Here is a 26,215-nt window from a genome sequence, read left to right as displayed (position 1 = left end):
TTCCTTTGAAAGCGGCTAACCCCTTGAAATTCAAACTCCGCCAGCTTGAGGCCTTTCAGGCTGTTGCCCGCACAGGTTCTGTCACCCGCGCCGCCGAGACGCTGGGGATTTCCCAGCCCGCCGCCAGCCGGCTGCTGTCTGATTTCTCGAAATCGGTGGCGGTGGAGCTGTTTACCCGCAAGGACGGGCTGCTGATTCCCACCTCTGAGGCGCGTTATCTGCTGTCCGAAGTGGGGCGGGTGTTCGACAGTCTGAACCATCTTGAGGAACTCAACCGGGACTTGACCGAGCGCACCGCAGGCCACCTGCGCATCGCCTGCCTGCCGGGATTTGCAACAGCGCTGCTGCCCAAGCTGCTGGCCGGATTTCTGGAGCACCGCCCCGGCGTGCGGCTGACGCTGGAGCCGGACCGGCCTGAGCGGATTTTGGAGTGGATCATCGGCGAGCAGTATGACTGCGGCATCACAGATGGGTTCGCCGCCCATCCGGCGGTGGAAAACATCGACATCGCCATCCGCACGGTCTGTGTTTTGCCGCAGGATGATCCGCTGGCAGAACAGGATGTTATCACGCCGCGCGATCTGCGGGACCGCAAGATCATCCACACCCGCCGCGACAGCCCGTTTTTCCGCCGGCTGCACAAGGCGTTTTCCGAAGCCGGGGTGGAATTGAACAGCTGGATCGAGGTGCGCCAGTTCTCCACCGCTTGCATCATCATCAGCCAGGGGCAGGGCGCCTCAGTCGTCAGCGCCCTGGATGCCGAGCAGTTCCGCGGCCAGAACATCGCCATCGTGCCCTTCGCGCCGGAGCTGCCCCACCGGCTGTCGATCCTGCGGCCGGTGTCGGGCAGCCGGTCGCTGCTGGCGCTGGATTTCCTGGACGCCTTTACCGACAGTCTGGCGCCATTCCGCGCCGATCTGGAGCCTTCGCGGCGCTAAGGCTTAGTCGTCGCCCTTGTAATAGCCGATCACGTCGTTCTCGGTGGTGGCACCCAGCCCGTTCAGCAAGCGGTTGGAGTAGTTGAAATAGGCGCAGACCTGGTTCACCTCCAGGATCTCGCCATCGTCGCAGCCCGCGATTTTCAGCGCCTCAAAGTCGGATTTCACCATCTTGCCCGCATCGGTGGTCAGCTTGCCGGCATAACGCAGCAGCGCCAGGTCCTTGCCCTGAAACTCATCCTCGGGGCGGTGGGCCTTCAGTGCTGTGAAAATCCGGTCGCTGCGCGGCTGGTCCTTCAGCAGGTTGCGCACGTTCATGAAGTGATGGGTCAGTGAATAGGTGCAGTCGTTCAGGATTGAGGTGTAGCTGGCGATGACCTCTAGAAACCAGAATGGCAGCTTGTTGTCCTTGGAATGCAGCACCGAGCGGTACAGCGTCACATGGCCGTTCATGGTTTCGGGCCGCAGCGAATGCACCCGCATCACGGTGTCGACGGTGCCATGCGGCGTGCGCGCCTTGTCCAGCAATTCCTTGAGCCGGCCCTCGGCCTTTTCGTCCGGGATCATCTCAATCCATGCGCTCATCTGTTCTCTCCGCGGTTTCCGGGGGCAGGATAGGGGAAGGGCTGTCCTAAATTACAGTAGAAAATTCTACTGTTGTGAAATTTTTCTGGATCGGAGAGCGCGGCTGCGGGTAACATCCGCGTGAGGATCAAGAGGGAGAATTGCGGGATGCAGGATGCGGATCTGCGCGCTGGCGCCGAAAACCTGCTGGTGACCTGCGGCGGTTTGCGCGCCGGGGACCATCTGCTGATCCTGCGGGAAGACCCCGCGAACGGCTATTACGACGCGGCGATTACCGGGGCGGTGCTGGACAGCGCCCGTGCGCTGGGGATTGAGGCGGCGGCTGAGACCTTGCCGTTTGATCCGATGGGCGCGGCGCTGCCGCCAGCGCTGGTTGCGCGGATGAAAGCTGTGGACCGGGTGCTGTTCCTGTCGCGCAGCGGTGATCAGATCCGGTTCAGCAAGGACATGCAGGGGATCCGCCCGATCATGTCTTATGCGCTGGATGCAGGGATGCTGGCATCCGGGTTCGGGCGCGCCAACTATCAGGGGTTTGTGGCGCTGAAAGACGCGGTCAATACGCTGATGGCGGCGGCGGAGCATATCCGCGTGACCTGCCCGCTGGGGACCGATTTCAGCGGGCCGGGGGCGGCTTATCCCAAATCCGGTGCTGCGGATGTGTCCGTGACGCGGTTCCCGATGTCGGTCTTTGCGCCGGTGCCGGCGCAGGGGGTTTCCGGGGTGGTGATGCAGGACGGGTTCCTGGTCGGCACCGGGTCGAGGTTTTATGAGCCCTACGGCTGCGATCTGCGCGAACCGCTGGCGGTGCATTTCCGCGGCAGCGTGCTGCAGAGGTTCGAGGGCCACGAGATGGACGTGCATTGCGCCCGGGTGCACTACGCCAAAGTAGGGCAGCAATTCGGGCTGGATCCGATGACCATGCATTCCTGGCATGCTGGTATCCATCCGGGCTGTGCCTATGGCATGGCGGCGGCTGAGAATTACGAGCGCTGGAGCGGCGGCGCCTTTGGCAACCCGCGGCTGATGCATTTCCACACTTGCGGCCACTATGCGCCCGGAGAGATTTCGCTGAACGTGCTGGATCCGACAATCGAAGTGGACGGCGCGGTGGTCTGGAAGGATGGTGTGTTCAACCCGCATCTGGTGCCCGGCGGGGCAGAGATTCTGGCGCAGCACCCCTGTATCCGGGCGGTGTTCGACGCACCTGCGCAAGCGGTGGGGCAGGGACCGGGCGGGCGGCTTGCCAGCTGAAATCCGGCGCGGATTTCAGCCATGAAAAATCGACTTTTCATGGCCGTTCCCCTTGCAGGGAAACGGCTTCGCTTTCAGCCGGCTTCGGACTTGATCTGGCGCGCGACCCTTGTGCGGAACCGCATTGCGCCTGCATCCAGGCCAAGGTTGATATAGGGCGTTTTGCGTTTTGCCATGCCGGTCTGGACGTATTCCAGCACGTCCTTGTCCTCGGTAAAGGCCATGACGGCGCCCTCAAACATGCGCTGGGACATCGCCTCGTCGCCAGCATGCATGTTGCGGTGCTGGAACCAGAAATAGCGCGAGCGCCCGGCGTCCACCGGGGTGATGAAATTGTAGGAGATGTTGACGAAGGCATCGGGCGACAGGGGCACATCCTTGCCGCCTTCGCCTTTGGGTGTGTAGACCGACATGTTGATCGCAGTGGCAGGCAGGCGGCATTCGTAATGCTGCTTGCGGTCGCAGGTCGGGCCAAAGGGCAGCATATCCTTGTAATAGGGCGGGGGTGCCTCATCCAGCACCCAGCGGGAGACGATGACGCCGTCCTCGGTTTCCTCCAGATCCAGCGGGCGGTTGTCGGTTCCGGCACCGGCAAAGGAAGTCAGGTGAACCCAGGCGACGTGGCTGGGATCCAAAAGGTTATCGGTGATGTAGAGATAGTGGCAGGCCATCTCCATCGCGCCTTTTTGCGTCTTACCCCAGTTGGGATTATCGAAGTTCGGAATGTCGATGATCCGGCCCCGGTCGGCCTGTTCCGGATCGCCCATCCACAGCCACAGAAACCCCCAGCGGTCCTCTGCCGGGTAAGAATGCACCGCGGCGCGGCGCGGCGGGTTGTCGAGCTGGGTCGGTGCAATCACGCATTCGCCGCTGCAGTCGAAGGTCAGCCCGTGATAGCCGCAGACCACATGGTCGCCCTCGATGGTACCGCGCGACAGCGGCAGCTTGCGGTGCGGGCAGGCATCCTCCAGCGCGATGGGTGCGCCCTTGGTGTCGCGGTAGATCACGATCTGCTCTTCCAGCATGGTCAGCGCGGTCAGTTCGCGCCCGAAATCTTCGCTGCGCCCTGCCACATACCAGCAGTTCTGCACATACCCCTCGCCGCCGATCAGATCCGGTCTCATGACTGCCCCTTACTCCGAGAACTCATCAAAAGCTTTCAGCGCCTTGGCGCTGTAGGCATAAGACGGGCCGCCGCCCATATAGGTGGCCATCGCCAAAGCCTCGCACAGCTCCGCGCGGGTGGCGCCGAGGCGCACCAAGGACCGCACGTGAAAGCCGATGCAGCTGTCGCAGCGGGTGGCGATGGCGATGCCGAGGGCGATGAATTCCTTGGTCTTTTCGCTCAGCGCGCCGTCTTTCTTGGCGGCCTGGCCCATGGTGCCGAAACCGCGCACGGTGTCGGGGACTTCTTTCGAAAAGGTGCCGATATTGGCCTCGGTTTCGGCCATGAAGGTTTTCCAGTCCATATTTGTCTCTCCTCAGCCTCTTTCGTCCGATCCCATCCGGCGTTCCAGCCAGCGCACACCGGCGCTGATGATCAGCACCAGCACCAGGTATTCCAGGATCAGCAGGGTGTAGATTTCCAGCGGGCGGTATTCGCTGACCACCAGCTCATTGGCGCGCCGGGTCAGTTCCTGCATGCCGATGACAGAGGCAAAGGCGCTCATCTTGACGATGTAGATGAACTGGTTTGCCAGCGGCGGCAGGATGCGGCGGATCGCCTGCGGCAGGATCACATAGCGCATCGTCTGCAGGTAGTTGAGGCCGATGGTCTGGGCCGCTTCGGTCTGGCCCTTGGCAATCGATTGGATGCCTGCGCGGTAGATTTCAGCGGTAAAGGCACTGTCGGACAGCGCCAGGGTGATGATCGCGCCCCAGAACGGGTCGATCGGCACGTTCATTCCCATTTCGCGGAAGATGATCGGCAGGCCGTAGAACACCCAGAACAGCATCGGCAGCAGCGGGATCGAGCGGACCAGCTCCACATAGACCCGGTTCACCATCCGCCAGCCGCGGTTTTTGGCGAGACCGGGCAGGGCGACCACCAGCCCCAGCGCGATGGAGATCGCGGCGGCGATCACCGAGATCAGGATGGTGTCGCCCATGCCGGAGATCAGGAATTTCACATTCACCCAGCCGCTGGCGGTCATCGGGTTGATCACATACCAGCCCCAGGTCGAGGAGCTGGAACAGCCCGCAAGCGCCAGCAAGGGCAGCATTAGGATCAGGGTCTTTTTCATGGTTCGGCCCCTTTGGTCAGTGCTGCAGGATCTGCGACAGGAATTTCTGGCAGCGCGGCGAGCGGGGCGCACCGAAGAACTCCTCCGGCGGGCCTTGCTCGACAATCTCGCCGGCATCCATGAACACCATCTGGTCGGCCACCTTGCGGGCAAAGCCCATCTCGTGGGTGACAACCACCATGGTCATGCCGTCCACCGCCAGTTCCGCCATCACGTCCAAGACTTCAGAGATCATCTCCGGGTCCAGCGCCGAGGTCGGCTCGTCAAACAACAGAACCTTGGGTTCCATGCACAAGGAGCGGGCAATCGCCACCCGCTGCTGCTGGCCGCCCGACAGCTGGCCGGGGCGTTTTCTGGCCTGGTCGGGGATGTGGACGCGCTCCAGGTAGTGCATCGCCTTGGCTTCGGCCTCGGCCTTGGACATGCCGCGGGCCTTGATGGGCCCCAGTGTCAGGTTTTCCAGCACCGTCAGATGCGGGAACAGGTTGAATTGCTGGAACACCATGCCGACCTCGGACCGGATCGCGGCCACGGACTGCGGATCGTTGGTCAGCTCGATCCCGTCGACCCGGATGATGCCCTTCTGATGCTCCTCCAGCCGGTTGATGCAGCGCACCACGGTGGACTTGCCGGAACCGGACGGCCCGCAGATCACAACCTTTTCACCGGCACGCACTGTCAGGCTGATGTCCTTCAGCACATGAAACGTGCCATACCATTTGTTGACACCGGCAAGTTCGATGGCAAGTGCGGGGTCTGGCTGCGGGTTCCCAGGCATATTTTTCTTCCCAAGAGAAATTTTTCTTGAGGTTAACTGCCCGGTTGCCGTTAAATCAAGCATCAAATCTGCTACTTTTCCTAGGCAACCAAAAACGCACCAACGGGGAGATACCAATGAAACGCTTTATCAAGGCGGTGGCAGCCGCGGCTGTGACAGTTGCACTGACGGGGGCGCTGGCGGGGGCCGCGCAGGCGCAATCGGCGCTGCATGACATTCTGGACAGCGGTGTGCTGAAGGTCGGCACGACGGGCGACTGGAACCCGATGTCGCTGCGCGATCCGGCGACCAACAGCTACAAAGGGTATGACATTGATATCATGGCCGAGCTGGCCAAGGATCTGGGCGTCGAGGTGGAATTTGTACCGACCGATTGGAAAACGCTGGTCAATGGCGTGGTTGCGGGCAAGTACCATCTGACCGGCTCAGCCTCGATCTCGCCGCCGCGGATGAAGGTTGCGGGGTTCTCCGAAAGCTACATCGCGGTGGAGATTTTTCCATTCACACTCAAGGACAAAGCCGGGAATTTCTCGGGCTACGCGTCGATCAATCAGCCGGGGGTGAAGGTGGCGACGACGCTGGGCACCACGTTTGAGAAACTGGCGCGGGAGTGGTTCCCAGAGGCCGATATCAAGGTGGTTGAGGCTCCGGCACGCGGCTTCCAAGAGGTGCTGGCAGGCCGGGCGGATGTGTTCATCACTTCCAACATCGAAGGCTCCACCCTGGAAGAGAAGTTCCCGGTGACAAGGGTCCCGGACACCGGCCCGCGCGCGCCCTCGCCGATTGCGATGCTGCTGCCGCAGGACGATCAGGTCTGGATCAACTACGTGAACAACTGGGTCAAGGTGAAGAAAGCCACCGGGTTCTTTGAAACCAACCGTGAGAAATGGGGGCTTTAGGTCCCTTGCGCAGCCGCTCCGGCGGCTGCGTTCCGGTTAGGCTTCGCTGGATTCGGCTTTGGTGACCATGGTGATAAAACTCACCTTGTCCGTCTTCAGTTCTACCGGGCCGTGGGCGTTGCTGGAATCAAAGCTGATGCTGTCGCCGGGCTTCATATGATACGAGGCATCGCCGCATTGAAACACCATCTCGCCGCTGGTGATATGCATGAACTCCAGCCCCCTGTGGCGGTACAGCGGGCGCGGCTTCAGCGGCTGTTCCAGGGTGACGGCGAAGCTTTCAAAGCTCACATGGCTGGCTTCGGCGCGGCCGATCATCTTGTAGGTATGGCCAAAGCCGCTGCCCAGCCGCTGCACCGTCATGCCTTCACCGGCGGCAACAAAGGACACGTCCGAATGCTCCACCGTGCCGGCAAAGAAGTTGATCAGCGGCGCGCCGATGGCATTGGCCAGCGCTTCCAGCGTGGTGAGCGAGGCGGAGACCTGGCCGCGCTCGATCTTGGAAATCATCGCGGTGGACACGCCTGCGCGGTCCGACAGCCCGGCCAGCGTCAGCCCGGCCAGCATCCGGTGGGTCTTGACCGCGGCGCCGACCAGCTGGTCCAGCGCGGGTTTTTTGATGTCTGCGGGCGATGAATCTTCCATTGCCACAGACTATGCCGCCCGCAGGCAAAGGAAAAGCGATGCGTGGCGAAATGACAGGAGAAGACGATGCAGCTTGCCCATATGACCTGGCAGCAGGTGGAGACCCGCCTGAAGGCGGGCGCGGCGGTGATGGTGCCGGTCGGCTCAACCGAGCAGCACGGGCCGATGGGGCGGATCGGCACCGATACGATCTGCGCCGAGGCGGTGGCGCTGCGGGCGGCGGAACTGTGCGATGCAATTGTGGCGCCGGCGCTGGCCTATACGCCGGCGCCCTTCAACACTGCTTTTCCCGGCACTGTTTCAATGCCGGAGGATCTGTTCCAGGCCCACGCCACCGCGGTGTTCCGCGGGGTGTTGGCGCAGGGGTTTTCGGGAGTGTTTATCGTCAACGGCCACGGTGCGAATTTGGCGCCTCTGCAGCGGGCGGCACAGGCGCTGGATCCGGAGCGCGTCGCCATCCGCAGCTGGTGGGAGCCGGGGGAGGTCAACGCTTTGCGCAGGGACCTCTATGGCGATTGGGAAGGGATGCACGCGACCCCGTCGGAGGTTGCCATCACCCAGACCCTGCTGGGCGAATTGCCCGCGGGCGAGGCGGCAAAGCCGCCGCGGAAACTGAGCCCGGAGTTCATCATGGCCCATGCCGGCGACCGCCACGGCCCGCCGGATGAGCACCGGGCGGAGTTCCCGGACGGGCGGGTCGGCTCGCACTCCGCCTTGGCCAATCCACAGGATGGCGCCCGGCTGCTGGAGGCGGCGGCGCAGGGGATTTGCGAGACGTTTCTGGCATTTTCGGCGCTGGCTGCTGGTAAAGGGGCTTAACCCAGCGGCTTTTCTTCCAGCAGCAGCCGTTGTGCAGTGCGCTTGGCGTCGCCGAGGTGCTGTTCGATGGCCGTCCGCGCGGCCTCTGCATTGGCTGATACAATGGCCTGGCAGATATCCTGCATATGGGCAGGTCCCGGTTTCAGGCGGTCTTCGGTCGACAGGGTCACCGCCCGCAGGCGGCTGATGCGGCCGTTCAGACGCTGGGCGATCTCCCAGGCAACGCTGTGGCCGGCACCCTCGAAAATGATCCGGTAGAATTCTGTCGTGGCACGCAGCATGGGACCGGGGACGCCCGCCGCCACAGCGTCCTGCAGGGCGTGTTGCGCGGCTTGAAGCTGCTCTGCCAGCTCCGGTGTCATGTTCCGGGCGCAGGCGGTGGCGGCGGCTGTCTCCAGCATTTGGCGGATATCATAGATCTGCCGCGCGTCGTCCCACGTGAGTTTCGCCACGATGGGGCCTTTGCCGGGCAGGATTTCGACCAGCCCCTCTGCCTCCAGATAGCGGATGGTTTCGCGCACCACGGTGCGGCTGACGCCCAGCTGATCGCACAGGGGGCGTTCCACCAGCCGTTCGCCGGGGGCGAACTGGCCTGCGATGATCGCCTCGCGCATCCGCTCTTGCACGATGTCGCGCAGGGTTTGCGGCGGCTGTTCAATTTTGCGCATTACGGGGCTGGTCATGTTTCCTCCGATACCAGCCCCGGCGGAGCTGAACAAGTCTGCATTGACATACTGTCTGATGGTATACCATATTACATTGACTGGAATCACTGACGAAAGACACTGCCCATGCCTGCTGAAATCCGCAAAACGCTGCTGCATGTCGAAGAGACCCTGATCGAGGGCGGCAAGGCAGCGGAAATGCCGTTGAAGATGATTGCTGCGGTAGCGGTGATCAAAAACCCCTGGGCGGGGCAGGGCTTTGTCGAGGACCTGCGCCCGGCGATCCACGACTGCGCGCCGGGACTGGGCGAGAAGCTGACGGCGATGATCCTGGAGGCCGCTGGCGGCGGCGATAAGGTTGAGGGCTACGGCAAATCCGCCATCGTCGGGGTGAACGGCGAGGTCGAGCATGCCTCCGCCCTGATCCACACCCTGCGTTTCGGCAATCATTTCCGCGAGGCGGTGGGAGCGAAATCCTATCTGGCCTTCACCAACACCCGCGGGCCGGCCAATGCGCCCTTGCAGATCCCGCTGATGGACAAGAACGACGGCGGGCGGCGCAGCCATTACCTGACTATCCAGCTGTCGGTGGCCGATGCACCGGGGCCGGATGAGATTGTGATCGCGCTCGGCGCCTCCATCGGCGGCCGCCCGCATCACCGTATCGGTGACCGTTATCAGGATCTGAAGGACCTGGGCCATGACGTCGACAACCCTGCAGCTGTCTGAACCTTACGGGCCTGTCACCTGCCAGCGCGCGGGAACAGGCGCGCCGGTGGTGCTGATCCACGGGGTCGGCATGCAGTCGGCGGCCTGGGCACCGCAGATCGAGGCGTTGTCCTTGACGCATCAGGTGATTGCACTGGACATGCCCGGCCACGGCGGCAGCGTCCCCTTGCCTGAAGGCGCGGAGCTGCCGGACTATGTGGCTTGGCTGCATGCAGTTCTGCTGGCCATGGACCTGGGGCCTGTATCGCTGGGGGGCCACTCCATGGGCGCGCTTATTGCGGGCGGCTATGCGGTCTGCCATGCTGAGAACGTCTTACGCGTGGCGCTGCTGAACGGGGTGTTCCGGCGCACGGCAGAGGCCCGGCAAGCGGTTGAAGCCCGCGCCGCCGAAATCCGCGCCGGCAGCTTTGATCTGGAAACACCCCTGATCCGCTGGTTCGGGGATACTGCGGCGGACGAGACTGCGCGGGCGCAGGTGGCCGACTGGCTATCGAGCGTGAACCATCAGGGCTACGCCGCCGCCTATACCGCCTTTGCCCGCGGCGACAGTACTTACGCGGATGGCTTTGGCGGCATTGCTTGCCCGCTGCTGGCGCTGACCGGCGATGGCGATCCGAACTCAACCCCGGACATGGCGCAGGCGATGGCCGGTGCCGCGCCGCTGGGCAGGGCGGTTGTCATTGAGGGCCACCGGCATATGGTCAACCTGACCGCCCCGGCGGCGGTCAACGCCGCCCTGCAGGACTGGCTGGACACTTCAGCGGAACAGGAGCCGTCATGAGCGACATCGACCCGCGCGCGCTGCGCAACGCCTTTGGCACCTTCATGACCGGCGTCACCGTGGTGACGGCGCAGGATCAGGACGGCAATCCAATCGGTTTTACTGCCAACTCCTTTACCTCGGTCTCCTTGGATCCGCCTTTGGTATTGGTATGCCTTGCCAACTCCTCCAGCAATTACGCCGCATTTGAACAGGCGGACGGCTTTGCCATCAACGTGCTGGCTGAGGACCAGAAAGACGTCTCCAACACCTTTGCCCGGCCGGTCGAGGACCGCTTTGCTGATGTTGAGTGGCACCCGGGGCCAGAGGGCAGCCCGGTGTTTGCGGGTGTCTCTGCCTGGTTCGACTGCTCCATGCACAAACGGGTTGAGGCCGGCGACCACCTGATCCTGATCGGCAGGGTCGAAGCCTTTGAGACCTCGCCCGCGCCAGGGCTGGGATACGCCCGCGGTGCCTATGTGACTGCCGCCGCCGAGGCCGAGGCGCTGAGCCAGGGCGCCAAGCTGATCGTCTCGGCCTTGATCGAGCATGAGGGCAAAGTGCTCTTGATGGGCAATGATCAGGGCAAGCTGACGCTGCCGGAAACAAGGGTGGGCAAGGAGGGCGCCTCCGCCGCGCTGGCCCGGCTGATTGCCGAGACCGGGGTCGAGGCGGAGCCGGGGTTCATCTATTCGGTGTTTGAAGACGACGCGCGCGAACATCAGCACATCTCGTTTCTGTGCCAATCCGCCGGAGGCACGCCGGCCAAGGGCGCTTTCACCCAGCTTAGCCAGACCACGCTGATGGATATCGCCGATGCGGCGGTCTGCACCATGCTGGAACGCTTCGCCAGTGAAAGCCGGATGGGCAATTTCGGGGTGTATTATGGAAACCAGACCCGCGGGCAGGTCCGCGCGGTGAGGACAGGGGGCAAGGGCTCATGAAGTTTTCGCTTTTTGCGCATATGGAGCGGATTTCGAACGATCAGGATCAGAAGCAGCTTTATGATGAGTTCATCCAGCTGTGCAAAATCGCCGATGACGGCGGCATGCATGCGGTCTGGACGGGTGAGCATCACGGGATGAATTTCACCATCGCGCCGAACCCGTTTCTGAATCTGGTGGACGTGGCGCGCCATACCAAGAATGTGCGTCTGGGCACCGGAACGGTGATTGCACCGTTCTGGCATCCGATCCGGCTGGCGGGCGAGGCGGCGATGACCGATATCATCACCGAGGGCCGCCTGGATCTGGGCATCGCGCGTGGCGCCTATTCCTATGAATACGAACGGATGCTGCCTGGCATGGATGCCTGGGAGGCAGGCCAGCGGATGCGGGAACTGATCCCGGCTGTCCAAGGTCTGTGGCAGGGCGACTATGCGCAGGACGGGGAGTTTCATTCCTTCCCGAAAACCACATCTTCCCCCAAGCCGGTGCAGGAAAACGGCCCGCCGATCTGGGTTGCGGCGCGCGATCCCAACAGCCATGAATTCGCCGTGGCAAATGGCTGCAACGTGCAGGTGACGCCACTGTGGCAGGGCGACGGCGAGATTGAAGAGCTGATGGGCAAGTTCAACGCCGCTTGCGCCAAGCACAGTGAGGTGCCGCGGCCCAGGATAATGCTGCTTCAGCATACCTATGTGGCCGACAGTGCGGCGGATGTGAAACGCGGGGCGGAGGAACTGAACCGGTTCTACAACTACTTCGGCGCCTGGTTCATGAACAAGCGGGACGTGTCGCAGGGTTTGATTGATCCCCTGACTGACGCGGATATCGCCGCGCATCCGTTCTATAGCCCCGAAGCGATGGAGCGCGATCTGGTGATCGGCGAACCGGCTGCGGTGATCGAGCGGCTGAAAAAATATGAAGCCTTGGGCTATGATGAATACTCGTTCTGGATCGACAGCAGCATGAGCTTTGATCGCAAAAAAGCCTCGCTTGAACGGTTCATCACCGAAGTCATGCCCGCGTTTCAGTGAAGAAAGGCAACCCGGCGGGCAAGGTGGGGGCTCGCCGGGTCTGATAGGCCTAAGGGTGGTAAAAGAGCTAAATGCTCTGAAGGCCACTTTGCGGTTAACTGATGAAGAATGTGTTCAAGTATCATTAAAGGTCCATCAAAGGAGCTGAAAAATGCTGTCCTTCCAGCAATACATCGGCGGCGCGTTTGAGGACGCAGATGCCACGTTTGACAGTCTTGATCCGGCAACAGGCACGCCCTGGGCGCTGATGCCTGCCGCGTCTGCAGCGGACGTGGACCGGGCGGTCACGGCGGCGGAGGCTGCGTTCTTCTCCCCTGAATGGACCGGGATGAGCGCCACCCAGCGCGGCAAGCTCTTGATGCGGCTGGCGGATCTGGTAGCGGAAAATGCGCCGCGGCTGGCGGAGCTGGAAACCCGCGATACCGGCAAGATCATTCGAGAGACCTCGGCCCAGATCGCCTATGTGGCGGAATACTACCGCTATTACGCAGGCCTTGCCGACAAGATCGAGGGCGCGCATCTGCCGATCGACAAGCCCGACATGGAGGTCTGGCTGCGGCGCGAGCCGGTGGGCGTGGTGGCCGCCATCGTGCCGTGGAATTCGCAGCTGTTCCTGTCCGCGGTGAAAATCGGCCCGGCGCTGGCAGCGGGCTGCACGGTGGTGCTGAAGGCGTCCGAGGAAGGCCCGGCGCCGATGCTGGAGTTTGCCCGCATCTTTGATCAGGCGGGTTTCCCGCCGGGTGTTTTCAACGTCATCACCGGCGGGCCGGAGGCCGGGGCTGCATTGACCAGCCACGCAAAAGTGGCCCATGTGGCCTTCACCGGCGGGCCGGAGACGGCGCGGCATATCGTGCGCAACTCGGCGGAAAACCTCGCCTCCACCTCGCTGGAGCTGGGCGGCAAGTCGCCCTTCATCGTGTTTGATGACGCCGATCTGGAAAGCGCTGTGAACGCGCAGGTCTCGGGGATTTTCGCCGCCACCGGGCAAAGCTGCGTCGCGGGGTCCCGGCTGGTGATCCAGAAGGGCATCAAGGACGCCTTCCTGAAAAGGCTAAAGGAAAAGGCCGAAGCGGTGGTGATTGGCGTGCCGGATGACTTGGCAACCGAAGTCGGGCCGCTTTGCACCCTGAAACAGCGCGACCATGCGTTGCGGCTGATCGGGGCGTCGCTGCAGGCGGGCGCCAAACTGGTCACCGGCGGCACTGTGCCGGAGGGGGAGGGCTTCTATTTCCCGCCCACGGTGCTCGATTGCTCGGATGCGCCGGAGGCGCCCTGTCTGTCGACTGAATTCTTTGGCCCGGTCCTGTCGGTGGTCACTTTCGAGACCGAGGCAGAGGCGATGGAAATTGCCAACAGCACCGCCTTTGGCCTGGCGTCTGGTGTGTTCACCCAGAACCTGACCCGTGCGCACCGGATGATCCGGGGCATCCGGGCGGGCATCGTCTGGGTCAACACTTACCGCGCAGTCAGCCCGATTGCGCCCTTTGGCGGCCATGGCCTGTCCGGTCACGGGCGTGAGGGCGGGCTGCAGGCGGCGCTGGATTACACCAAGGTGAAGGCGGTCTGGTTGCGCACCAGCGACGAGGCGATCCCGGATCCCTTTGTGATGCGCTGACCCTCCTCGCGCCGGTTCCTATGCAAGGCGCGCACTCAGCCGTTCTGCCATTCACGTGGCAGGGCGGCTTTCCTTTTGCTGCGCTGGCCTGGCAAGCCGTTGCGCAAAATTGGGAATCCCCTGCTTAGCCCCAAGCGAAGCAGAGGTAAGCCATAGATTTCTTTTTCGCGCTCCGGGGATGTGGAATTCCTATTGAGGAAGACAGGCAGGGGCGAGCCCGTGCCGCCGTGTCAGGAGAGGGTTTCGGGATGGCGATTGAAAAGACAGACACGCTGGTTGTCGGAGCGGGCCAGGCGGGTGTGGCCATGAGCGAGCATCTGACCAGCCATGGCGTGCCGCATCTGGTGCTGGAAAAGAACCGCATCGCTGAGGCCTGGCGCACGGGGCGCTGGGATTCGCTGGTGGCCAACGGCCCGGCCTGGCATGACCGCTTTCCCAATCTCGAATTCACCGGCACCGATCCCGAGGCCTTTGCCGGCAAGGACCGGGTGGCGGATTACTTTGCCGAGTATGCCGAACGGATCAAGGCCCCCATCCGCACCGGGGTTGAGGTTCTTAAGGCTGAGCGCATCAATGGCTCCGGCGGTTTCCGGGTCGAAACTTCGGGCGGCGAGATTGAGGCGCAGCGGATTGTGGCCGCCACCGGCGCCTTTCAGCACCCGGTGATCCCGCCGCTGGTGCCGGAAGGGGCGGATGTGAACCAGTTGCATTCCTTCCACTACCGCAATCCCGATCAGTTGCCGGACGGCGCGGTGCTTGTGGTGGGGGCCGGATCTTCCGGCGCGCAGATCGCCGATGAGCTGAACCGGGCAGGCCGCAAGGTCTATCTGTCGGTAGGCCCGCATGACCGGCCGCCGCGGATGTACCGGGGCCGAGATTTTGTCTGGTGGCTGGGGGTGCTGGGCCTTTGGGATCAGGCCGCGCTGGAGCCGGGCAAGGAGCATGTAACGATCTCGGTCAGCGGCGCCTATGGCGGCCAGACCATGGATTTCCGCCGCTTGGGCGGCGAAGGCGTGACGCTGCTGGGAATGACCGGATCCTATGACGGCGGTATCATGAAGTTTGCAGGCGACCTGCAGGACAATATCGCGGCGGGCGATGCCGACTACCTGAAGATGCTCGACCTGGCGGACGCCTATGCCGCGCGCACCGGCATTGACCTGCCGCAGGAGCCGGAAGCCCGCAAGGTCTTCCCCGATCCGGCAAGTCTGGCCAATCCGATCCGGGCGCTGGATCTGGCGGAGGAGGGCATCACCACGATCCTATGGGCCACGGGTTTCCGGCAGGATTTCAGCTGGATGACGGTGGATGCCTTTGACGCGCAGGGCCGCCCGCAGCATCAGCGCGGGGTGTCGGCCGCGCCGGGGATCTACTTTCTGGGCCTGCCCTGGCAGTCACGGCGCGGCTCGACCTTCATCTGGGGGGTCTGGCATGATGCCAAGCATGTGGCCGATCAGATTGCCATCCAGCGCCATTATGAGGGTTACCGCGGCCCCGGTGAGGACCGCGCGGACGTTGTTTGAACTCGGCCGCCGGGCGCTGACCCGGCGGCGCTGCCATTCCGTCATGCCAGGAGGACATCATGGCCCACACCCGTATCCGTAAATTCAACACGTCCGATACCTATCCCGAACAGAACCTCGACAACGACCTGTGCCAGGCGGTGGTGACCACCGGCGGCAAGACCGTTTATTTGCGCGGCCAGTGCCCGCAGAACCTGGACGATGCGAAGAACATCGAGAGCCATGACCCGGTCGAGCAAACCCATAAGGTGATGCAGAACATCCAGCAGCTGATCGAGGAGGCCGGCGGCTCGATGGAGCATCTGGTCAAGGTGGTGGTCTATATCACCGATGTGCGCCACCGCGAGGCGGTCTACCGCACCATGGGCGAATACATCAAAGGGGTGCATCCGGTGTCCACCGGGCTGGTGGTGCAGGCGCTGGCGCGGCCGGAATGGCTGGTGGAGATCGACGGCACCGCTGTGATCCCGGATTGAGGGCGGAAACGAGGGGGCTGCCTGCCCCCTCGCGCTCCCCCGGGGAGTATTTGTGACCAGAAAGAAGCAGCAGGGAGTTCTGCAATGACCTTTTCGCTTGTGGCGCGCTGCGCGGAGACCGGCATGTTCGGGGTGGCGATCTCGTCCTCCTCGCCGGCGGTGGCGGCGCGCTGTTCCTTTGCCCGCGCGGGCGTTGGCGCGGTGGCGAGCCAGAATGTGACCGACCCTAGCCTGGGGCCGTTGGCGCTGGATCTGATGGAGCAGGGCATGACCGCCGTCGCGGCGGTGGCCAAGGTGCGCGAAATCGGGCGGTTCATCGAGTACCGGCAGGTGCTGGCGGTGGACAGCATTGGCGGCACCGCGATTCATTCGGGGCCGAACAGCTTGGGGATCTGGACCCAGGCCGAAGGCAAGGACGTGGCCTCGGGCGGCAACCTTTTGGCCGATGACGGGGTGTGCCAGGCGATTGTGGATGGGTTTCAGGCGGCTGAAGGCCATCTTGGCGACCGGCTGATTGCTGCGATGCGGGCCGGGCTGGCGGCGGGCGGCGAGGCCGGGCCGGTGCATTCGGCAGGCATGAAGCTCGTCGACAAGGTGAGCTGGCCGGTGGCGGATCTGCGCTGCGACTGGACCAGGGACTGCCCGATTGAGAGCATCTCTGCCGCCTGGGAGATCTACAAACCGCAGCTGGACGCCTATGTGCAGCGCGCGCTCGACCCGCGCGAGGCGCCGTCCTACGGCGTGCCCGGCGACGAATGAGCGCGGCGGAACAGGGAGGGAAAGAGATGCTGGATTACAGCTATGACGACTGGAAAAGCCGCGCCGCGGGGCTGACGTTCCGCAGCCGGGCGTTCATTGACGGCAAATTCGTGGATGCGGTGTCGGGCAAAAGTTTTGCCAGCGTGAACCCGGCGACGGGCGATGTGCTGGCGCAGGTGGCCGAATGCGGCGAAGAGGATGTGAACCGCGCGGTGGCCGCCGGGCGTCGGGCCTTTGAGGACGGGCGCTGGTCGCGGATGGCGCCGGGGGACCGCAAGGCGGTGCTGCTGCGGCTCGCGGACCTGATCCGCGCCAATCTGGAGGAGATGGCGCTGCTGGATTCGCTTGATATGGGCAAACTGGTGACGGATGCGGCGACGGTTGATGCGCCCGGATCGGCGCATTTCTTCCAGTGGTATGCCGAGGCCATCGACAAGGTCTATGACGAGGTGGCTCCGACCGGGCCGGGCGATCTGGCGCTGGTCAGCCGCGTGCCCCTGGGCGTTGTGGGGGCGGTGACGCCCTGGAACTTCCCGCTCGACATGGCGACCTGGAAAGCGGCGGCGGCGCTGGCCGCGGGTAACTCCGTGGTGCTGAAACCGGCGGAGCAATCGCCGCTGAGCGCGCTGCGGCTGGCGGAACTGGCGGCAGAGGCCGGGGTGCCGGACGGGGTCTTCAACGTGGTGCCGGGCTTTGGCGCCACCGCAGGCAAGGCGTTGGGGCTGCATATGGATGTGGACTGCCTCGCCTTCACCGGCTCCACCGCCATTGGCAAGATGTTCATGCAGTATTCCGGCCAGTCGAACCTGAAACAGGTCTGGCCCGAGACCGGCGGCAAGAGCCCGAACCTGGTGTTTGCGGACTGCGAGGATCTGGATGCGGCGGCGGATATGGCCGCCTTCGGCATCTTCTTCAATCAGGGGGAGGTCTGCTCCGCCAACTCGCGGCTTTACGTCGAACGCTCCATCCAGCAGGAATTTGTCGAGAAGCTGATGACCCGCGCGGCGGCGACCCAGCCGGGCGATCCGCTGGACCCGGCCTCGAAAATGGGCGCCATCGTGGATGAGAAGCAGACCGAGGGTATCATGCGGTTTGTCGAGGCGGGCAAGGCGTCGGCCAATCTGGTCGCGGGCGGCGAACGTGTCACCGTGGACGGCAAGGGATGTTTCGTGCAGCCGACGATTTTTGACGATGTGAGCCACAGCGACCCGCTGGCTCGGGATGAGATCTTTGGCCCGGTGCTGTCGGTGATCCCCTTTGACAGCGAGGAGGAAGCGGTGGCGATGGCCAATGACTCGATCTACGGGCTGGCCGCGTCGGTCTGGACCGGTAACCTCAGCCGGGCCTGCCGGGTGGCGGAGCGGCTGCAGGTCGGCACGGTCTCGGTCAACACGGTCGATGCGCTGTCGGCGCAGACGCCCTTTGGCGGCATGAAGCAGTCCGGGTTCGGGCGGGATCTGTCCTTGCACTCGCTGGAGAAGTACACTGCCCTGAAAACCACCTGGATCAAGTATAAGACCTGATCCGAAGAACCGGGAGAGCCTGCCCTTGCCAGTCCGATACACGCTGCGCCAGCTGGAGTATTTTGTGGCCGTGGGGGAGGCGGGGTCGATCGCGCTGGCCTCGGAAAAGGTGAACGTGTCGTCGCCGTCGATCTCGGCGGCGATTGCGCAGCTGGAGCAGGAATTCGGGCTGCCGCTTTTTGTGCGCCAGCATGCGCAGGGGCTGGCGCTGACCCAGGCGGGGCGGGTGATGCTGGAGCAGGCCCGCACCGTGCTGCGCGAAGCGGACCGGCTGATGGATATTGCCGGCGACATCTCCGGCCAGGTGCGGGGGCCGCTGGCAATCGGCTGCCTCTTGACCTTTGCCCAGGTGGTGCTGCCTGCCGTGCGGCGCGGGTTCGAAGACCGCTACAAGGACGTGCATGTGCGCCAGATCGAGCTGGATCAGGCCGCGCTCTTCAGCGGCATCCGGCGGGCGGAGATTGATATCGCGCTGACCTACAACCTGGATATCCCGGCCGATCTGCGCTTCATCACCTTGGCGGAGCTGCCGCCTTATGCGCTGGTGGGGGAGGGGCATCCGCTGGCGGATCTGCCGGAGGTTACGGTGCAAGAGCTGCGCGAGCATCCGATGGTGCTGCTGGATCTGCCGTTCAGCGCGGAATACTTCCTGTCGTTCTTCCATGAGGCCGGCATCAAGCCCAATGTGGCCGAGCGCACCCGCGACATGGCGGTGATGCGCAGCCTGGTGGCCAATGGGTACGGCTATTCGATTGCCAATATCCGCCCCGTCAACGATCAGTCCCCGGATGGCAAGACGCTGAGGTTCATCCCGCTGAAGGGGGATTTGCGGCCGATGCGGATGGGGCTGCTGATGGCGCCGGATTCGGAAAACTCGATCACTATCCGCTCCTTTGTCGAGCATTGTGCGGAGCTGGTGAAGGACGGCGCGCTGCCGGGACTGAACGCCGCGCCGCAGGGCTGAGCCGCGGCTTAGCGGCAGGCTAATCAATGCTTTCGCAAGCTGACCTTTAGCGCCCTGGCCAGTCCTGTACCCTTTGAGTGCTCTTGCACCAAAGGAGATGGAAATTGCGCGATCCCCGCTATGACATTCTGTTCGAGCCGATGAAGATCGGCCCGCTCACAGCCAAGAACCGCTTTTATCAGGTGCCCCATTGCAACGGCGGCGGTTATCGCGACCCTTCTGCCGCGGCGGCGATGCGGGGCATCAAGGCCGAGGGCGGCTGGGGTGTGATCTTCACCGAACAATGCGAGATGCATCACACCTCGGAAATCACGCCGTTCATCGAACTGCGCCTGTGGGAGGACAAGGACATCCCGCAGCTGCGCCGGATGTCGGAGAAGATGAAGACACACGGCGCGCTGGCCGGCATCCAGCTAGCCTATTCCGGGATCAACGGGCCGAACCTCTATTCCAAGGAAGTGCCGCTGGCGCCCTCCGCCTTGCCGATCCGCACCTTCACCAATGACCCGGTGCAGGCGCGCGCGCTGGACAAGCAGGACATCAAGGACCTGCGCCGCTGGTTTGTGAATGCGGCGAAACGGTCCAAAGAGGCCGGGTTTGATCTGATCTGCCTTTATGGCGCGCATGGGTTCGGCATCTTCCAGCACTTTCTGAGCCGCGCCACCAACCAGCGTTCGGATGAGTACGGCGGCAGTTTGGAGAACCGCGCGCGGTTCAGCCAGGAAGTGATCGCGGACATGCGCGATGCGGTGGGCGACACCATGGCGATCACCCTGCGGGTCTCGCTGGACGAAACCATCGGCGAACTGGGGTTCTCCAACGCCGAGGTGCGTGATTACATCGAGATGAACAAGGACCTGCCGGACCTTTGGGACTTGGCGCAGGGGACGTGGGAGGATTGCTCCGGCCCCAGCCGGTTCAAAGAGGAAGCGGCCCAGGAACAGCTGGTGCGCGGCATTCATGAGCTGACGGAGAAGCCGATTGTGGGTGTGGGGCGTTTCACCAGTCCCGACGTGATGGCGAAGATGGTGAAATCCGGCACGCTGGACTTCATCGGCTGCGCGCGGCCGTCGATTGCCGACCCCTTCCTGCCCAGGAAGATTGAGGAAGGCCGCATCGAGGACATCCGCGAATGCATCGGCTGTAATATTTGCATCACGGGCGACATGACCATGTCGATCAGCCGCTGCACCCAGAACCCGACCTTTATGGAGGAATGGCGCAAGGGCTGGCATCCAGAGACGATGAACACCAAGGGCGGCAGCGAGAACGTGCTGGTTATCGGCTCCGGCCCCGCCGGTCTGGAAGCCGCCTGGGCGCTGTGCCGCCGCGGCTATGACGTGGCGGTGGCCGAGGCCAAGGATGTGATCGGCGGGCGTGTGACCCGCGAGCGCCAGCTGCCCGGCCTCAACGCCTGGGGCCGGGTGGTGGATTACCGCGACTACCAGCTGAGCCAGCGCCCGAATGTGGAGATCTACCGCGAAAGCCCGCTGGATGCGGACAGCATTCTGGAATTCGGGTTCGAGAACATCTGCATCGCCACCGGTGCCACTTGGCGCCGCGACGGGGTCTCCCGCCAGCATGTGGTGCCGATGCCAATTGCGGACGGCGCCAGGGTTTACACGCCGGACGACCTGATGGACGGCACCATCCCCGAGGGCCGTGTGGTGGTCTATGACGACGACCACTACTACATGGGCGGGGTTCTGGCAGAGCTGCTGGCCTCCAAGGGCGCGCAGGTGACGCTGGTCACGCCGTCGGCCTATGTCAGCGACTGGACCAACAACACGCTGGAGCAGGTCGCTATCCATCCGCGCCTGGTCGAGGCCGGGGTGGAGATCGTGCTGAACCGCGGGATTACCGGAATTCACGCCGGTCACGTGGTCTCCAACTGCACCTATACGGACCGCACCTGGGCTATCGAGGCGGACGCGGTGGTGATGGTTGCCTCACGCATTGGTAACGACACCCTTTATGAAAACCTCCTCACCCGCCAGGCGGAATGGCTGGACGCAGGCATTAAATCGGTCAAACTGATTGGTGATGCGAACGCGCCGGGGCCAATTGCGTGGGCTACTTACGCAGGCCACCGCTATGCGCGGGAGCTGGATGGGCCGGATATCGGCGATGCGCTGCCGTTCCGCCGCGAGATCACCGAGCTGGCCGCAGAGTGAGGAGAAGAGTGATGAGTGACGCAGTTTACAAGACGGTCGACGTGGTGGGCAGCTCCGCCAGCAGCATCGAGGATGCGGTGAGCGGGGCGATTGCCCGCGCGTCCAAGACCATCGACCACATCAGCTGGTTCGAGGTCGGCGAGATCCGCGGCCATGTCGAAGACGGCAAGGTCGCCCACTATCAGGTCGGGCTCAAGATCGGGTTCCGGCTTGACTGACCTTGCCAGGACGTTGGAGATCCTGGAGCGGCTGACCGGTTTTGACACGGTCAGCCGCAACTCCAATCTGGAGCTGGCCGCCTATGCGGAGGCCTTCCTGGCGGACCGCGGCTTTGCGGTGACGCGGCTGCCGTCGCCGGACGGCTCCAAAACGGGGCTGTATGCCGAAAAAGGCCCGGCGGGGCCGGGGGTGCTGCTGTCGGCGCATACCGATGTGGTGCCGGTGGACGGCCAGGAGTGGACCCGGGACCCCTTCCGTCTGACCCGCGAAGGCGAGCGCGTCTATGGCCGCGGCACCACCGACATGAAGGGTTACGTGGCCAGTGTTCTGGCGCTGGCCGGCCGGGCGGCAGGGGTTGACCTGAAAGAGCCGCTGAAGATTGTCCTCTCATATGACGAGGAAATCGGCTGCGTCGGCATTCAGGAGATGCTGGAGCGCCTCGCTCCGCTGATCGGAAGCCCGCGCGCTTGTTTCGTGGGTGAGCCGACCGAAATGGAGGTTGCCATCGGCCACAAGGGCAAGGCCGCGCTGCGGGCGGTCTGTTTTGGCCAAAGCGGCCACTCGGCGCTGGCGCCGGATTTCACCAACGCCCTGCATCTGGCGGGGGATTTCCTGTCCGAACTGCGCAGGCTGCAGGAAGACTTCGCCGCCAACGGCGCGCGGGACGATGCCTATGATGTGCCGTATTCCACCGTGCATGTTGGCAAACTTTCGGGTGGCACCGCGCTCAACATCGTGCCGGACCGGGCTGAGATGACCTTTGAGTACCGCCATCTGGCCGCTGACCGGGGCGAAGACATCCTGGCCCGCATTCAGGCCGCCGCGGATCGTGTCAGCAACCGCTACCCTGCGGAGGCCCGCATCGAGGTGGAGCAGTACAACGCGTATCCCGGCCTCGACGTGCCACCGGACAGCGCAGTTGTCCCCTTCGCCCGGGCGCTCGCCCGCAGCACTGGCACCGCCAAGGTCGCCTTTGGCACCGAGGCCGGGTTTTTCCATCAGCTGGGCATTCCAACAGTGGTCTGCGGTCCCGGCTCGATGGCGGGGCAGGGGCACAAGCCCGACGAATACCTGGAGCTGCGTCAGCTTAGCCAATGCGACGCGATGATGGACCGCTTGCTGGACGATCTGACCGCTTAAGGATCAGATCCTGACAGATCAGGAAAGATCTTCTGCAACTATCTGAAAACAAATGAATTTCAAAGGTTAGGCAAAGACTAACATTTGCTGAGGGAGTCAATTCTTAAGCAAGCCCCCGCCGCTGCCTATGCTGGATTAAACGACACGCGGCAGAGGGGGAGGCGCAAGTGCCCGGTAACACGACAAATGCGATTGATGTGCGCAGTGCGGTCAAGCGTTACGGGGACTTCACCGCCCTCAAGCGCATCTCGCTGACCATCGAGGACAATGAGTTCTTCACCCTTCTGGGGCCGTCGGGCTGCGGCAAGACCACGCTGTTGCGGATGATCGCCGGGTTCGAGGATGTGACCGAAGGCGAGATCCTGCTGTTTGGCGAAGCGATTGCAAAGCTGCCGCCGCATCAGCGGCCGGTGAACACGGTGTTCCAGAATTATGCCTTGTTTCCGCATATGACGATCCTGGAAAACGTCGCCTTTGGCCTGGAAATGCGCGGCAAGTCCAAGGCCGAGGCCCGCACCCGCGCCGGCGAAATGCTGGAACTGGTGCAACTGTCGCAGTTCGCTGCCCGCAAGCCGTCTCAGCTCTCAGGCGGCCAGCAGCAGCGTGTGGCGCTGGCGCGTGCGCTGGCGCCGCAACCCAAAGTCCTGCTGCTGGACGAGCCGCTGTCGGCGCTGGACCTGAAGCTCAGGAAGCAGATGCAGCTGGAACTGAAGCATCTGCAGAGGGAAACCGGGATCACCTTTATCTTTGTCACCCACGATCAGGAGGAAGCGCTGACCATGTCCGACCGCATCGCGGTGATGTCGGCGGGCGAGATGCAGCAGCTTGGCAGTCCGACCGAGATCTATGAACAGCCGCGCAATATGTTCGTGGCGGATTTCATCGGCGAAACCAACCTGCTGGAGGTTTCGGTGGATCAGGTCATGAACGGCCGCGCGACCTGCCATCTGGGCGGCGGCCAGGCGCTGACCTGCAATTCGGTCGAAGGCATCGGGACCGGCGCCAAAGTGCATATGTCGGTGCGCCCCGAACGCCTGTTCATGTCCGACACGCCGGTGGAGGCCGAAAGCCTCAAGGGCCGGGTGGCCGAGAACATATTCGTGGGCACCGACATCAGCACGCTGGTCGATCTGGCCGAGGGGCCGCAGTTCATCGTGCGCACCTCCAATTCCGAGCGCGGCAACAAGCGGATCTTTGAGCCGGGCAGCGAGATATTCGTCAACATGGAGCTGGGGGCCGGGCGCCTCCTGATGGACTGATGGCAGCAGGCGCAGCAAGCGGCGGCTCAGCCCGCGCAGACACATATAAGGACGCCCGCGGCTGGCTGCTGCTGCCGTCCTGGGCGGTGCTTGGCATCTTTGTGCTGGGTCCCGTCTGCATGATGCTGATCTATTCCTTCCTCACCAAGGAATTCCGCGGCGGGGTGATCTGGGAGTTCAGCCTTTCGGCTTATGACCAGTTCTTCTTTGACCGCGGGTTGTTCGGGGATGAGCCACCCAAGCTGGAATGGACCTACATCACCATCTTCTGGCGTTCGATCTGGCAGGCCGGGGCGGCGACGCTCCTCAGCCTGGTGATTGGCTTTCCCACCGCCTATTTCATTGCCACCCGGCCTGAGCACGTGCGCCCCGTCTGGGTGTTCCTGATCACCATCCCCTATTGGGTGAATCTGCTGATCCGCACCGTTTCGATGAAGTTCCTGCTGCGGGACCAAGGCCCGCTGAATGATTTCCTGATCGGCACCGGGCTGATCGATACGCCGATCCATATCGTCAACACCAACTTTGCGGTGCAGCTGGGGCTGTTCTACTCCTACCTGCCGTTCATGGTGCTGCCGGTCTATGCCGCGGTGGAGCGCTACAACTTTTCGCTGTCTGAGGCAGCGGCGGATCTTTACGCCAGCAAATGGACCACCCTGCGCCGCATTGTGCTGCCCGCGGTGAAGCCGGGCGTGGTGGCGGGCTGCATCCTGGTGTTTGTGCCCTCGATGGGGTCGTTCCTGGCGCCGGACCTTCTGGGCGGAGCCAAGAATTTCATGATTGGCTCGCTGATCGAGGAACAGTTCAAGGGCAACGCCGGCAACTGGCCGTTCGGCGCTGCCGCATCAATGGTGCTGCTGACCATGGTGCTGATCATCCTGATGTTCTCGGCCCGCCAGCAGGCCAAAGCAGACAAGGCAGGGGGCTGAGCCATGGCGCATGTGAATAACGATATCAAAACCTACAAGGGTTTTCGCGCCATCACTCTGTTGTGCCTGGTGGTGCTCTATGCCCCCTTGGTGATCGTTACCATTTACAGCTTCAACGCCTCCCAATCGATCACCAACTGGGAGGGGGTCAGTTTCCGCTGGTACGCCGATGTGTTCACCGGCCCGGAAAGCGCCAAGTTCAAGACCGCGGCCTTCAACAGCTTCACCATCGCCATCATGGCGGCCACCGCCAGCACCGCAATTGCCACGCTGGCAGCGACGGCGATGGTGCGCGGGGGCAATTTCAAACTGCGCACCGTTTCCTTTGGCCTGATCAGCCTGCCGCTGATGGTGCCGGAAATCGTCACCGCGGTGGCGACGCTGATCTTCTTCAACGCCATCGGATTCACCCGTGGCTACCTGACCATTCTGGTCGCCCACATCGCCTTTTGCATCCCCTTTGCCTACCTGCCGATCTCGGCCCGGATGCAGGGGATCGAGGACAGTTTCGAGCAGGCGGCGATGGATCTATACGCCACCCGGCGGCAGGCCTTTGCCCGGATCCTGATGCCGCTGATGGCGCCAGGCATCATCTCGGGCTTCCTGCTGGCGTTCATCGTCTCTCTGGATGACTTCATCATCACCAATTTCGTCAAGGGCGCGGGGGTCGAGACCCTGCCGACGGCCATCTTCGGCTCCGTCAAACAGGGCATCAAACCCAACATCATGGCGATCTCGACCATGCTGCTGAGCGTGTCGGTCGTGATGGTCACCATCAGCTACTTCGTCAGCAAATCCGACAACACAAAATAATCCAACCCGGGAGAAACCACATGAAAAGACTTCTGAAATCCAGCGCCGCCGCGCTTGCGCTGAGCGTTGCAGCCAATGCCGCCCCAGCCGAGGGCAAGCTCGTCCTGTATCATTGGTTCGAATACATGCCGCAGGAGCTGCTGGAGAAATTCGCCGCCGAGACCGGCATCGAGGTGACGATGGACACCTACGATTCCAATGAATCCATGCTGGCCACCCTGAAGGCCGGCGGCATGGGCACCTATGACCTGGCGGTGCCGGGCGATTACATGGTCAGCATCATGGCGGGCGAGGGGCTGCTGGACACCATCGCCGACGGCGAGCTGGCCAACAAAGGCAACATCGCGCCGGAATGGGCCGATCCCAGTTTTGACCCGGGCCGGGCGTCCTCGATCCCGTATCAGTGGGGCTCGACTTCCTTTGCGGTGAACCGCGATGCCTATGGCGGTGACATCCAGACCACTAGTATCCTGTTTGAGCCCCCGGCGGAATTGTCGGGCAAGATCAACATGCTGGACAGCCAGGGCGAGG

Annotated in this window: 28 protein-coding genes; 21 read left to right on the top strand and 7 right to left on the bottom strand. The window is 63.2% G+C overall.

From position 1 onward, the window contains the following. The first annotated feature begins 23 nt into the window (after positions 1-23). Entirely contained in the window at positions 24-938 is a 915-nt protein-coding gene (locus tag A2I95_RS14485; protein ID WP_291730573.1) for a LysR substrate-binding domain-containing protein, read from the top strand. 3 nt (positions 939-941) lie between these two features. Here A2I95_RS14485 and A2I95_RS14480 read toward each other — a convergent pair whose 3' ends face one another. Further along, entirely contained in the window at positions 942-1,523 is a 582-nt protein-coding gene (locus tag A2I95_RS14480) for a carboxymuconolactone decarboxylase family protein (RefSeq protein ID WP_291730572.1), read from the bottom strand. A gap of 147 nt (positions 1,524-1,670) precedes the next feature. Between A2I95_RS14480 and A2I95_RS14475 the strand changes: the two genes are divergently transcribed. After that, positions 1,671-2,774, top strand: coding sequence for a hypothetical protein (locus tag A2I95_RS14475; protein WP_291730571.1), 1,104 nt, complete (start codon positions 1,671-1,673; stop codon positions 2,772-2,774). 74 nt (positions 2,775-2,848) lie between these two features. On the opposite strand, the gene A2I95_RS14470 is transcribed toward A2I95_RS14475, so the two are convergent. From A2I95_RS14470 to A2I95_RS14455, 4 genes are read right to left on the bottom strand one after another with little or no spacing between them, the layout of a single operon-like run. After that, a complete protein-coding gene (locus A2I95_RS14470) occupies positions 2,849-3,898 on the bottom strand; it encodes an aromatic ring-hydroxylating dioxygenase subunit alpha (protein WP_291730570.1) in 1,050 nt (349 codons plus the stop codon). A gap of 9 nt (positions 3,899-3,907) precedes the next feature. Then, the gene (locus A2I95_RS14465; RefSeq protein WP_291730569.1) at positions 3,908-4,243 is read right to left on the bottom strand and encodes a carboxymuconolactone decarboxylase family protein; all 336 of its coding nucleotides are present in this window, start codon (positions 4,241-4,243) and stop codon (positions 3,908-3,910) included. Between the two features lie 12 nt (positions 4,244-4,255). Further along, entirely contained in the window at positions 4,256-5,017 is a 762-nt protein-coding gene (locus tag A2I95_RS14460; protein WP_291730567.1) for an amino acid ABC transporter permease, read from the bottom strand. Positions 5,018-5,033: 16 nt separating this feature from the next. Beyond that, positions 5,034-5,795, bottom strand: a complete 762-nt coding sequence (locus A2I95_RS14455) for an amino acid ABC transporter ATP-binding protein (RefSeq protein ID WP_291730565.1) — start codon at positions 5,793-5,795, stop codon at positions 5,034-5,036. A gap of 116 nt (positions 5,796-5,911) precedes the next feature. On the opposite strand from A2I95_RS14455, the gene A2I95_RS14450 reads away from it, so the two are divergent. After that, positions 5,912-6,694, top strand: a complete 783-nt coding sequence (locus tag A2I95_RS14450) for a transporter substrate-binding domain-containing protein (RefSeq protein ID WP_291730564.1) — start codon at positions 5,912-5,914, stop codon at positions 6,692-6,694. Between the two features lie 36 nt (positions 6,695-6,730). Here the strand turns inward: A2I95_RS14450 and A2I95_RS14445 are convergent, their stop codons facing one another. Continuing rightward, positions 6,731-7,339 (bottom strand): XRE family transcriptional regulator, encoded by a 609-nt coding sequence (locus tag A2I95_RS14445; RefSeq protein WP_291730563.1) that lies wholly within the window; start codon positions 7,337-7,339, stop codon positions 6,731-6,733. Positions 7,340-7,405: 66 nt separating this feature from the next. Here A2I95_RS14445 and A2I95_RS14440 point away from each other — a divergent pair, with 66 nt between their 5' ends. Next, positions 7,406-8,158 carry a creatininase family protein gene (locus tag A2I95_RS14440; RefSeq protein ID WP_291730562.1) on the top strand — a complete coding sequence of 251 codons (753 nt, stop codon included), beginning with the start codon at positions 7,406-7,408 and terminating at the stop codon, positions 8,156-8,158. Here A2I95_RS14440 and A2I95_RS14435 read toward each other — a convergent pair. Then, positions 8,155-8,841: a GntR family transcriptional regulator gene (locus A2I95_RS14435; protein WP_291730561.1), complete on the bottom strand. Its 687-nt coding sequence runs from the start codon at positions 8,839-8,841 to the stop codon at positions 8,155-8,157. The genes A2I95_RS14440 and A2I95_RS14435 overlap by 4 nt on opposite strands. A gap of 108 nt (positions 8,842-8,949) precedes the next feature. Between A2I95_RS14435 and A2I95_RS14430 the strand changes: the two genes are divergently transcribed. The 17 genes from A2I95_RS14430 to A2I95_RS14350 form a co-directional block, all read left to right on the top strand. Further along, a complete protein-coding gene (locus A2I95_RS14430; protein WP_291730560.1) occupies positions 8,950-9,552 on the top strand; it encodes an amino acid synthesis family protein in 603 nt (200 codons plus the stop codon). Further along, the gene (locus A2I95_RS14425) at positions 9,524-10,333 is read left to right on the top strand and encodes an alpha/beta fold hydrolase (RefSeq protein ID WP_291730559.1); all 810 of its coding nucleotides are present in this window, start codon (positions 9,524-9,526) and stop codon (positions 10,331-10,333) included. Before A2I95_RS14430 ends, A2I95_RS14425 begins: the two co-directional genes overlap by 29 nt. Next, positions 10,330-11,256, top strand: a complete 927-nt coding sequence (locus A2I95_RS14420; protein WP_291730557.1) for a flavin reductase — start codon at positions 10,330-10,332, stop codon at positions 11,254-11,256. The genes A2I95_RS14425 and A2I95_RS14420 overlap by 4 nt, the downstream gene beginning before the upstream one ends. Continuing rightward, the gene (locus A2I95_RS14415; protein WP_291730556.1) at positions 11,253-12,290 is read left to right on the top strand and encodes an LLM class flavin-dependent oxidoreductase; all 1,038 of its coding nucleotides are present in this window, start codon (positions 11,253-11,255) and stop codon (positions 12,288-12,290) included. The genes A2I95_RS14420 and A2I95_RS14415 overlap by 4 nt, the downstream gene beginning before the upstream one ends. Before the next feature lie 151 nt (positions 12,291-12,441). Further along, on the top strand, positions 12,442-13,905 hold the full coding sequence (locus A2I95_RS14410; RefSeq protein ID WP_291730554.1) for an aldehyde dehydrogenase: 1,464 nt from the start codon (positions 12,442-12,444) through the stop codon (positions 13,903-13,905). 248 nt (positions 13,906-14,153) lie between these two features. After that, a complete protein-coding gene (locus tag A2I95_RS14405; protein WP_291730553.1) occupies positions 14,154-15,428 on the top strand; it encodes an NAD(P)/FAD-dependent oxidoreductase in 1,275 nt (424 codons plus the stop codon). 59 nt (positions 15,429-15,487) lie between these two features. Further along, positions 15,488-15,904, top strand: a complete 417-nt coding sequence (locus tag A2I95_RS14400; RefSeq protein WP_291730552.1) for a RidA family protein — start codon at positions 15,488-15,490, stop codon at positions 15,902-15,904. Positions 15,905-15,988: 84 nt separating this feature from the next. Beyond that, positions 15,989-16,663: a DUF1028 domain-containing protein gene (locus A2I95_RS14395; RefSeq protein WP_291730551.1), complete on the top strand. Its 675-nt coding sequence runs from the start codon at positions 15,989-15,991 to the stop codon at positions 16,661-16,663. A gap of 26 nt (positions 16,664-16,689) precedes the next feature. Continuing rightward, a complete protein-coding gene (locus tag A2I95_RS14390) occupies positions 16,690-18,186 on the top strand; it encodes an aldehyde dehydrogenase (RefSeq protein WP_291730550.1) in 1,497 nt (498 codons plus the stop codon). Positions 18,187-18,211: 25 nt separating this feature from the next. Next, entirely contained in the window at positions 18,212-19,150 is a 939-nt protein-coding gene (locus A2I95_RS14385) for a LysR substrate-binding domain-containing protein (RefSeq protein ID WP_291730549.1), read from the top strand. 104 nt (positions 19,151-19,254) lie between these two features. Next, a complete protein-coding gene (locus tag A2I95_RS14380) occupies positions 19,255-21,324 on the top strand; it encodes an FAD-dependent oxidoreductase (protein WP_291730547.1) in 2,070 nt (689 codons plus the stop codon). Positions 21,325-21,335: 11 nt separating this feature from the next. After that, on the top strand, positions 21,336-21,542 hold the full coding sequence (locus tag A2I95_RS14375; protein WP_291730545.1) for a dodecin: 207 nt from the start codon (positions 21,336-21,338) through the stop codon (positions 21,540-21,542). Then, positions 21,535-22,683, top strand: a complete 1,149-nt coding sequence (argE, locus tag A2I95_RS14370; RefSeq protein WP_291730543.1) for an acetylornithine deacetylase — start codon at positions 21,535-21,537, stop codon at positions 22,681-22,683. The genes A2I95_RS14375 and argE overlap by 8 nt, the downstream gene beginning before the upstream one ends. 167 nt (positions 22,684-22,850) lie before the next feature. Continuing rightward, positions 22,851-23,942 carry an ABC transporter ATP-binding protein gene (locus A2I95_RS14365; RefSeq protein ID WP_291730542.1) on the top strand — a complete coding sequence of 364 codons (1,092 nt, stop codon included), beginning with the start codon at positions 22,851-22,853 and terminating at the stop codon, positions 23,940-23,942. Beyond that, positions 23,942-24,871, top strand: coding sequence for an ABC transporter permease (locus A2I95_RS14360; RefSeq protein WP_291730540.1), 930 nt, complete (start codon positions 23,942-23,944; stop codon positions 24,869-24,871). The genes A2I95_RS14365 and A2I95_RS14360 overlap by 1 nt, the downstream gene beginning before the upstream one ends. Before the next feature lie 3 nt (positions 24,872-24,874). After that, positions 24,875-25,684: an ABC transporter permease gene (locus A2I95_RS14355; protein WP_291730539.1), complete on the top strand. Its 810-nt coding sequence runs from the start codon at positions 24,875-24,877 to the stop codon at positions 25,682-25,684. A gap of 20 nt (positions 25,685-25,704) precedes the next feature. Then, positions 25,705-26,215, top strand: a 511-nt coding sequence (locus A2I95_RS14350; protein WP_291730537.1) for an extracellular solute-binding protein, incomplete at its 3' end; no start/stop codon positions are given.

Source organism: Leisingera sp. F5 (assembly GCF_001593695.1).
Note: the sequence above shows the minus strand (reverse complement) of the source record. Positions and strands in the feature narration are given on the sequence as shown.